The organism is Mesorhizobium sp. M7A.F.Ca.MR.362.00.0.0, from assembly GCF_004023175.1.
Classification (GTDB): domain Bacteria; phylum Pseudomonadota; class Alphaproteobacteria; order Rhizobiales; family Rhizobiaceae; genus Mesorhizobium.
Map to the genome: position 1 here is coordinate 1 of NZ_RZTF01000155.1, position 9,211 is coordinate 9,211.

8 protein-coding genes and 1 pseudogene are annotated in these 9,211 nt (G+C 62.9%); 2 read left to right on the forward strand and 7 right to left on the reverse strand.

Going from position 1 to position 9,211, the window contains the following annotated elements; translation table 11 throughout:
• Positions 1-307, reverse strand: a 307-nt coding sequence (locus tag EOC06_RS19175; protein ID WP_206631211.1) for a lytic murein transglycosylase, incomplete at its 3' end; no start/stop codon positions are given.
• A gap of 209 nt (positions 308-516) precedes the next feature.
• Between EOC06_RS19175 and galU the strand changes: the two genes are divergently transcribed.
• The gene (galU, locus tag EOC06_RS19180) at positions 517-1,422 is read left to right on the forward strand and encodes a UTP--glucose-1-phosphate uridylyltransferase GalU (RefSeq protein ID WP_127270261.1); all 906 of its coding nucleotides are present in this window, start codon (positions 517-519) and stop codon (positions 1,420-1,422) included.
• A gap of 71 nt (positions 1,423-1,493) precedes the next feature.
• Here the strand turns inward: galU and EOC06_RS19185 are convergent, their stop codons facing one another.
• On the reverse strand, positions 1,494-3,284 hold the full coding sequence (locus EOC06_RS19185) for an outer membrane beta-barrel protein (protein ID WP_164898651.1): 1,791 nt from the start codon (positions 3,282-3,284) through the stop codon (positions 1,494-1,496).
• A 249-nt stretch (positions 3,285-3,533) separates the two neighbouring features.
• Between EOC06_RS19185 and EOC06_RS19190 the strand changes: the two genes are divergently transcribed.
• Positions 3,534-4,535 (forward strand): SIS domain-containing protein, encoded by a 1,002-nt coding sequence (locus tag EOC06_RS19190; protein WP_127272680.1) that lies wholly within the window; start codon positions 3,534-3,536, stop codon positions 4,533-4,535.
• A 166-nt stretch (positions 4,536-4,701) separates the two neighbouring features.
• Here the strand turns inward: EOC06_RS19190 and EOC06_RS42870 are convergent, their stop codons facing one another.
• The 5 genes and pseudogenes from EOC06_RS42870 to EOC06_RS42875 all read right to left on the reverse strand — a co-directional run.
• On the reverse strand, positions 4,702-5,166 hold the full coding sequence (locus EOC06_RS42870) for an NfeD family protein (RefSeq protein WP_127269754.1): 465 nt from the start codon (positions 5,164-5,166) through the stop codon (positions 4,702-4,704).
• 11 nt (positions 5,167-5,177) lie between these two features.
• A pseudogene (locus EOC06_RS19200) lies at positions 5,178-6,117 on the reverse strand (SPFH domain-containing protein).
• Between the two features lie 121 nt (positions 6,118-6,238).
• On the reverse strand, positions 6,239-7,450 hold the full coding sequence (locus EOC06_RS19205) for an FAD-binding oxidoreductase (protein WP_128308520.1): 1,212 nt from the start codon (positions 7,448-7,450) through the stop codon (positions 6,239-6,241).
• Between the two features lie 51 nt (positions 7,451-7,501).
• A complete protein-coding gene (gene hemH / locus EOC06_RS19210) occupies positions 7,502-8,566 on the reverse strand; it encodes a ferrochelatase (RefSeq protein ID WP_128308521.1) in 1,065 nt (354 codons plus the stop codon).
• A 235-nt stretch (positions 8,567-8,801) separates the two neighbouring features.
• The coding region (locus EOC06_RS42875) for a LysM peptidoglycan-binding domain-containing protein (protein ID WP_245469780.1) at positions 8,802-9,211 on the reverse strand (410 nt) is incomplete at its 5' end.

Genomic DNA, 9,211 nt, shown 5'->3' on the forward strand with positions numbered 1-9,211 from the left:
TCTGCTGGCCGACGGCGACCGACTGGTCATGGACGCGGTTGTCGAAATAGTCCCAGGCAGGGGCCGTGAATTCAGGCTGCGTACGCGCCTTCTCCAGCACCACCGGATCGATATCCCTGATGTTCCTGAAGGCCTGGTCGTAGAGGGCGCCGGAAACGCCGCTCTGCACGGCGGTGGCGCGGAAGCCGGCGACCCACTGCCGGAAACCGGCATCGGCGAAAGCGGGGCCAGGCATCAGCAGAGCGAGCGATAGGCTGGCTGCCGCCATGACGCTGGTAAAAATTTTTGCGGCATTGCGAACGGACATCTTTTCCTCCTTCTCTGTCTCAGGAAAGACCATTCATCGCCGAACCAGGTTAGGAATTAGTTTACCATAGGCGCCACCGGGAACGAAAAGACGCTTCGAAGCTTTACCGGTGGACATTCCTCTCAGTTGCCCAGTAGTCCCGAATTCCGGCGTGAAAATGTCTTGGAACGGGGATTGCGGAGCTGGCCCTCAAACGGATAATTGAAAGCATGAAGAGAGTTCGCAAGGCAGTCTTCCCGGTCGCCGGTCTCGGCACACGGTTTCTCCCGGCCACCAAGGCTGTCCCCAAGGAAATGCTGACCGTCGTCGACCGGCCGGTGATCCAGTATGTGGTGGATGAGGCACGCGAGGCCGGCATCGAGCATTTCATCTTCGTCACCGGCCGCAACAAGGCCGTCATCGAGGACCATTTCGACATCCAGTTCGAACTCTATGACACGCTGGCCCAGCGCGGCAAGGACGACCAGCTCGCCCGCCTGCAACGGCTGCAGCCGGCGCCGGGGCAGACCAGTTTCACACGCCAGCAGGTGCCGATGGGACTTGGCCATGCCGTCTGGTGCGCCCGCGAGCTCGTCGGCGACGAGCCCTTCGCGCTGTTGCTGCCCGACATGATCATGCAGTCGGAGAAGAGCTGCACGAAGGCAATGGTCGAGCTCTACGAGGAGACCGGCAACAACATCATCGCGGTGCAGGAATGCGCTCCCGCCGAAACCCACAAATACGGCATCGTCGGCCGCGGCGAGGACACGCATCACGGTTTCCGCATCACCGAGATGGTGGAAAAGCCGAAGGCCGGCACCGCGCCGTCCAATCTTTACATCAACGGCCGCTACATCCTGCAGCCGGAGATCTTCAAGATCCTTGAAGGCCAGGAAAAAGGCGCCGGCAACGAGATCCAGCTCACCGACGCCATGCTGAAGCTGGAAAAGCAGCAGCCTTTCTACGGCTACCACTATCGAGGCCGCACGTTCGACTGCGGATCGCCGGAAGGTTTTGTCGAGGCCAATGTCGCCTTCGCGCTGTGGCGCAGCGACATGAACGAGAACATGGCCGGTGTGATCCGCACGCTTCTCGATGAGATGAAGCCATCCGAGCGCCGCGGCGCCGCATCTTAAGTCGATGTCGATGTTCAGCCGGTCCGCGGAAGGGCCGGTCTGATCTCAACGCACGTTTGGCACGCAAGTCCTCAGCGCTGCACTTTCACGCCGAGGAAGATGCTGTTGGCGGTGTAGTCCCGGCCCGGCAGATTGCTGGTCAGCTTCTCGGTCCTCACCCTTGTGGTGAGGCCGGCGTAGCGGTTCAGCCACCAGGTCAGTCCGGCCTCGGCGCTCAACACCCTGTCATGGCCATCGATGCCGATGTAATCACGCCAGTCGAGGCCCAGAGCCGCATTGGCGGTGAGGTTGGCGCGAATCTGGCGTTCGCCGGTCAGGCGACCGGAATAGAGGATGTCGCCGCTTTCGCCCGATGTGGTCGTGGGCTCGACGGTGGTCCGCCCGGTCAGGCCGATCGTGGTGCCGCGCTCCGGTGACCATTTGAGGTCGGCGTTGACGGTGGCACCCGAGATCGCATCAAGGTTTTTGTCGTCGATCGCTTCCCTGAGCCAGCCGGCCGAGAATTCGCCCGACAGCTTCTCGCCCATGTCGAGTGCAAGGCCAGCGCGGGCGCCGAGCCGCGTCGACGAGCGCTCGAAGCCTTCATTGTCGATGCGTTGATCATAGGTCCGGCGGCCGACCTCGATTTCAGTGAACGGGGTCAGGGCAGGGGAGATCTCGTAGCCGGTGCGCAACGTCGCTGTGTAGAGTGTGGAGTCCTGATCCTTCTGCGACAGCGAGGTGCCGTCCGAGAGCTTGGCGTCGCCGTAAAAATCGTGCGAGACCGCGCCGGTTAGCGTGTACTGCATCTTGCCGAGATGCTTTTCGACGGCGAGGCTGCCATCGATGGTCTGCCGCAGCGGTTGCTTGCTGACGCCGGCAATGGCGTCCGGTGATGATGCCGATTCCGGCACGGCCTCGTAGCCGAGCTTGGCGATGGCGCGCAACTCATTGTCGAGGTCGACATTGAGCTGGCCTTCGATGCGCCCTTGCGCGTCGTGAACCGGGTACCCCGACACGGTCTCGCGAAAAAGGCCATAGCCGTCGATCGTGGCTGAGTTCTCGCGCCAGTCGGAGGCGGCGGAAAAGCGCAGCGCTGTCTCGGACAGCAGCGCCGACGTGCCGGCACTGCTCGAATCGCCGTTCGAGGTGGCGGTCAGGCCCTGTTCGATCGTCGGCCGGATGACGAAGGAGCCCCATTTGACGCCGGTGGCGGCAAACGGATCATTCTCCAGCTTCTTTTTCTGGCCTTCGATGGCGTCAGTGCGCTCCGCGCCTGGGTCGAGCTTCTGCCTGTCGGCACTGTCGATGGTGAGGGCGCGGCGGTTGGCTGTGTCCTCGTCTGTCTCTTCACCTTCGGTGGCATCCGTCGTGGAGGCGGTCGTGGAAGCGGTGATGTCGGAGGTGCCGGCCGTCGATTTCTTTTTCTTTTTCGACTTGTCGGCAGCCTTGTCCTTGGCCTGGTCAGCCGCATTCTGCCCGGCGGTCGATGAGCGGCGGCGAGGCTTGGGCGGCGCCGCGATGTCGGCGGACGTGTCGTCAGTGGCTGCCGGCGGGTCGAAAAGGCTGCCGGTCGCGGTAGCGTCGCCAGTGTCGGCGTCGTCAGGCACGGCACCGGCGCTGGCCGGCAGGTAGGTGCGGGCCGGCGCATTGTCCTGCGCGGCGTTGGCCGGCTGTTGACCCTGCGCTGCCAGGGCCAGCTGTCTCGCCTTGCGCTGCTGGTCGGACAGGATCGCCGATTCCGAAACCTCGCCGCGCAGTTCCGTTTCCTGTGCCTGCAGCGCCGTTGGGCGCAGCAGGGCAAACATGCTGGTCGCCAGCAGCAAGGCGCAGACCGCCTTGCCCCCACGTCCTGTCGAATTTTCTGGCTGGACCCCGGACATTGCCACCACTGCTTGCGCGGCGCACGCGCGCCATACTTACCGAACCGTAAATGGGGATGGTTAACGGAGGGTTGAGGCGGCGGCCCGTCAGCCGCCTGAAGCGCTGATTTCCAAAGGGATTCATACCGCGTGCGTTAAGCTTTTTGTTTCGCGCCTGCCGTCGTCTGAAACCACCACACACGTTCGGGCGACATGCCTGGGGCCATTTCTGTTGGACAGCGCGCCGGCAAAGCGCTAATCGCATCAGCCATGCATGCGGGATCCCTGGATAAGAAGCCTTCGGACAGGCAAGCCTCGATCGCTTCGGCGCTGAGGACGGTGGCAACCGAACAGGCTGGGGTTGCAGCCCTTGCCGAGGCCTTGGAGAACGGATTGGCCGCGCCTTTCGCGCAGGCGGTCGAGATGATCTCCGGGATTGAAGGCCGGCTCATCGTCACCGGTGTCGGCAAAAGCGGCCATATCGGTTCGAAGATCGCGGCGACGCTGGCCTCGACCGGCACGCCGGCTTTCTTTGTCCATCCCGCAGAAGCCAACCACGGCGATCTCGGCATGATCGCCAGAGACGACGCCATCATCGCTATGTCGTGGTCGGGCGAAAGCAAGGAACTGATGGGCATCGTCGCCTATTCCAGGCGCTTTTCCATTCCGCTGATCGCCATCACCGCCGGAGAGACATCGGCGCTGGCGCGGGCTGCCGACGTGGTGCTGCTTTTGCCGCGCGCGCCTGAAGCCTGCCCGCACGGCCTGGCGCCAACGACATCAACGCTGCTGCAACTGGTGATGGGCGACGCGCTGGCGATCGCGCTGCTCGAAGCACGCGGCTTCACGCCGGATCATTTCCGCACCTTTCACCCGGGCGGCCAGCTCGGCGCCAACCTGACGCAGATCCGCGAGATCATGCATGTCGGCGACAGGCTGCCGCTGGTGGTTGCTGGCACCGGCATGCATGACGCGATCCTGGAACTGTCGCGCAAGGGATTTGGCTGCGTCGCGATCACCGACGCAGACGGTGCGCTGGTCGGCATCATCACCGATGGCGACATCCGCCGGCACATCGGCAGCAACCTGCTGGCGATGACGGTGGATCAGGTGATGACAAAAGGCCCGAAGACCGCGACGCCGGACACGCTGGTGGCAACGGCGCTGCAGACGATCAACAACTCAGCCATCACCAGCCTGATGGTGGTGGAGGGCCGGAAACCAGTCGGCCTCATCCACCTGCATGACCTGCTGCGTATCGGCGCCGCCTAAGGTGTGCTGATCTTAAGGTGATGCCGGCCTGCAAACGACGGTTTCCTGCGCTTCCGGTGCTCACGTACCCAAAGTACGCTCCGCTCCGGTTCTCGGAACCCACCGTTTTCGACTCGGCCTGACCTGAATCTCAACACACCTTGTCCAAGCGGTGGGTTTCAAGAATTCAGACAGCCTCGACGGTCAATTCCAGATCCGTATCGGCCGCGCCCGTCACGCGCACTTGCGTGCCGGCCGGCAAATCCGGGCCGGAGACACGCCACAGCGTATCGCCCAGCTTGATGCGCCCGCGTCCGTCCCGGATCGGCTCGGCAAGTGTCGCCATCCTGCCGACCATTTGCGCGCCGCGCCGGTTGAGCAGCGGCTGGTCGGTCGGGTCGTTGCGGCTGCCGACCAGCTTCTTGCCGACATAGGCCGAGACCAGCGACAGTGCCAGGAAGGCGAGGACCTGGACCTGCCAGGTCCAGAAGCCGGCGTCCCAGACCAGCAGCGACACGGCGCCGATGATCAGCGCGGCGATGCCGATCCACAGCATGAAGATACCCGGTGCGATGACTTCCATCACCAGCAGGATGAAACCGAGTACCATCCAGTTCCACGGGCCGAGTTCGGAAACGATGCGGTCGATCATTGGTTTCGACCTCAGTTGTCGGTTGGGCGAACGACCGGCGGGCCTCTGCGAGCCGGTCGTGCCTTCGCTGCGGAAGACTTCCTTGGCGATTTCGCCAATGCCGCCGAGCGAACCGATCAGCGACGATGCCTCGAAGGGCATCAGCACGATCTTGCTGTTGGTGGCCGTGCCGATCCTGCCAAGCGCTTCAGTGTATTTCAGCGCTACGAAGTAGTTCAGCGCCTGCACATCGCCTTTGGAGATCGCTTCCGACACCACCTGGGTGGCGCGGGCTTCCGCCTCGGCCGAACGTTCGCGCGCCTCGGCATCGCGGAAGGCGGCTTCCTTGCGGCCCTCGGCCTCGAGGATCTGCGACTGCTTGAGGCCTTCGGCGGCAAGGATCTGGGCGCGCTTGTTGCGTTCCGCGGTCATCTGCCGGCCCATCGATTCGATAAGGTTGGCCGGCGGGTTGATGTCCTTGATTTCGACGCGGGTGATCTTGATGCCCCACGGGTGGGCTGCCTCATCGACGACACGCAGCAGGCGCTCGTTGATGGCGTCGCGGTTCGACAGGAGTTCATCGAGATCCATCGAACCCATGACGGTACGGATGTTGGTCATCGTCAGATTGAGGATGGCGTTCTGCAGGCCGGAAACCTGGTAGGCGGCCTGCGCCGCGTTGAGGATCTGGAAAAAGGCGATGCCGTCGACACCGACAATGGCGTTGTCGCGGGTGATGATTTCCTGGCTCGGAACGTCAAGCACCTGCTCCATCATGTTCATCTTGGCGCCGATACGGTCGATGAACGGGAAAATGAAATTGAGGCCTGGGCTCAGTGTCTTGGTGTAACGGCCAAAGCGCTCCACCGTATAATTGTAACCTTGCGGGATTGTCCTGATGCCTTTGATCAGCAGCACCAATACCAGAAGTGCAAGTGCACCAATCGCAATATCGAAACCACTGAAATCCATTTGGCTCTCCCTCAGACGAAGGCCGCACAAGCCATTCTCGCGCCGCCGACTTCACCAAAGACTTAAGTGTATTTCAGATGCGTTACAATCAGGTGATGATGGATTGTTTATAGGGTTGCACTCAGCGGTTGAAGGCAAACAATCTTGCATCCATGTCATCCAGCCCGTTGATCGAAGCCGGGACAATCTCGGAAGCGACCTGCGAGAAGGTGATGCCGTTGCCGCCGTAGCCCATCACCGCATGGATGCGCGGGTGGCGGGGAATGGCGCCGATATAGGGCAGGCCGGTGGTCGTGGTGCCGAACGAGCCGGTCCAGGCAAAATCGGGCCTGGTGTCGAGATGCGGAAATATCAGGCCGAGTTTCTCGGCGATGCGTGTGCTCTTGTCGGCGATCAGCGCGTCGCGCCGCGCTTCGTCGATAAAATCCTCGTCCTCGCCGCCGCAAATGACCCGGCCGTCGACCGTCGTGCGCATATACAGATACGGCTCCGACGCTTCCCAGATGAACGCTGCGTCCGGCCAGAGCTTTCGCGGTTGCGGGCGTGTCGCAATCGCCCATGTCGAGATGATCCGGTGGGCGGTGGCCGGCACGATGTCGACAAGTTCGTAGCCGGTGGCCAGAACAACATGTCGTGCGGTTATGGTCGGGCCATCCCTGGTCGCGACGACAACAGCTTCGGCGCTGTCCTCGATCATTGTGGCTTCCACGGGGGCATAGAAGCGTGCCTTGCGCTCCAGGGATTTCAACAGCAGCCCAGCCGTCAGCTTGCGTGGGTCGAGGGCGATATTGCCGTGGCCGAGAATGGCGCCTTCGCGGTCGATGCCGAATTTCTCGGCTAGCTGTTGTCGGGTTAAGCAGATGGCGCCGATGCCGGCTAGCCGACGTGCCTCGGCCTCGTCGCGCAGTTCCGGCGGACCAAGCATCGTGCCGGCCAGATAGAGTGACGGCATGCGGCTCAGGCCACAGTTGATGCCGAGTTCGGCAATGCGTCCGGCGAGATTGGAAACGGCGAGCCGCGAGCGTCGCCAGGCCTGCTGGGCCGAAGCTCTGCCGACCATCTTCGAGAGCGTGGAGAGAGGCTGGTCTATTTCGAATGCCACCAGTGCGGTGGTTGCGGCCGTCGAGCCCTTCAGCGGGCCGCGCCGGTCGATGCAGATGACCCGATGGCCATCGGCCGTCAGCGCCTCGGCCATCATGGCGCCGCTGATGCCCATACCGACGACCAGCACATCCGTGTTGACGTCCCGGATCAGGCCGTCCGTCGGCACCGCAGGCGCGCGATAGGCCGACCAGACGGGCTGGCCAGTTCTGAGGTCGAGTTTGCGGGGCATCGCATTCTCCGGAGGCGCGCCTTAACGCCCCGGAGCTTGTGTTGTTCCGGGTTAGACCCAGCCGGACAGTTCGCGCCGCACCATCGCCTCGATCACCGCCATCCCTTCCGCGCTATCGTTGAGGCAAGGTATATGGGCGAAATTCTTGCCGCCGGCATGGTGGAAGGTTTCAGCCGCCTCGCGGCCGATCTCGTCCAGCGTCTCGATGCAGTCGACGGAAAAGCCGGGATTGACGATAGCGATCGACTTGACGCCGTCCTGCGCGAGTTTTTCCACCGTCTTGTCAGTGTAGGGCTGCAGCCATTCCTGCGCGCCGAAGCGCGACTGGAAGGTGATGATCAGTTTCTTGTCATCCCAGCCGAGCCGTTCGCGCAACAGCCGCGTCGTCTTCTGGCAATGGCAATGATAGGGGTCGCCCTTCTCGAAATAGGGTTTTGGAATGCCGTGATAGGAGGTGATGACCACCTCCGGCTCGAAGTCCAGCGTCGCCAGATGCCGTTTGATCGAGCGCGCCAGCGCTTCGATATAGACCGGCTCGTCATAGTAGGGCGGCACGCTGCGGACGGCCGGTGCACGGCGCATCTTCATCAGCGCGCGAAACAGCTGGTCGTTGGCTGTTGCCGTGGTCGTCGCCGAATATTGCGGATAGAGCGGAAAGGTAAGGATGCGGTCGCAGCCCTGGTCGACCAGACGCTGGGCAATGCTGGCGGTTGAAGGGTTGCCGTAGCGCATCGCCCAGTCGACGACGACATCAGGCAGGTCGCTCAGCGCTTCGGCCAGCTTTTCGGCCTGGGCGCGGGTATAGGTGCGCAGCGGCGACTCGTTCTTTTCCCGGTTCCAGATCCGGGCATAGTTGGCGCCCGACTTCTTGGGCCGCCTGGTGAGCACAAGGCCATAGAGGATCGGATACCAGATTGCCCTGTTGAGCTCGATGACGCGCGGGTCGGACAGGAATTCACGGAGATAGCGCCACATCGGCTTGAAATCGGTGCCGTCGGGCGTACCCAGATTGACCAGCATGACGCCGATCTTGCCCGCCTTGACCGGCGGATGCCCAGCGGGCAACGGGCCGGGCGCCTTTGCGGCCTTGGGTTCGGCAGGGGTGGGAAGCGTCATAAGGGTTCTCCGGAAGACGCGAACCTAACCATCTTGCGCGCGCATTCAATGCAGCGTCTGGCCGCACCTTAAAGCGGATTGTCTGAATGGATTCAGACGACCCGCTTTAAGCCTTTGTTTTTATGCACCTCGTTCTCCCAAAACCGAGGTCACTTTGGGGCGACATGAATTAGCCCGAAAACAGGACGCCCGTCCGGTTTTCGGACGGGCGGTGTCATTCAGGCATATAGCGGGGCTATTGCGGCGGGATGGTCAGCGTTGCGCCAACAGGAAGCCGGCGCGGCTCATAACCCTTGTTGGCGCCCGAAATGACCTTCCATTTGGCACCGTCGCCATAGGCCTTCTTGGCCAGATCCCAATAAGTGTCGCCGGCAACGATGACATGGCTGGCTTCGGCCGGCACGGCCTCCGCTGGCTTTGCCGGCTCGGCGGCGGGAGCCGGTGCCGCCGGGGCGGGGGCTGCTTCAGCCGGTTTTGCCGCCTCTGCCGGTGGCGCCGGCGGGGGTGGCGCTCCCTCTGTCGATATGGCCGGGGGGGTGTTGGCGATATCGCCCGAGTTGGCCGGCAATTCGGGCATTGCCGGTGCCGCATCGGCAGGCTTGGCGGCTTCAGCCGGTGCGGGCGCCGGCGGGGCCGGCGCTGCTT

Excerpts from the sequence above, each read along its gene's own strand:
- EOC06_RS19190 (WP_127272680.1), top strand. The coding sequence starts at position 3,534 with ATGCATGCGGGATCCCTGGATAAGAAGCCTTCGGACAGGCAAGCCTCG.
- galU (WP_127270261.1), top strand. The coding sequence starts at position 517 with ATGAAGAGAGTTCGCAAGGCAGTCTTCCCGGTCGCCGGTCTCGGCACA.
- EOC06_RS19185 (WP_164898651.1), bottom strand. The coding sequence starts at position 3,284 with ATGTCCGGGGTCCAGCCAGAAAATTCGACAGGACGTGGGGGCAAGGCG.
- hemH (WP_128308521.1), bottom strand. The coding sequence starts at position 8,566 with ATGACGCTTCCCACCCCTGCCGAACCCAAGGCCGCAAAGGCGCCCGGC.
- EOC06_RS19205 (WP_128308520.1), bottom strand. The coding sequence starts at position 7,450 with ATGCCCCGCAAACTCGACCTCAGAACTGGCCAGCCCGTCTGGTCGGCC.
- EOC06_RS42870 (WP_127269754.1), bottom strand. The coding sequence starts at position 5,166 with ATGATCGACCGCATCGTTTCCGAACTCGGCCCGTGGAACTGGATGGTA.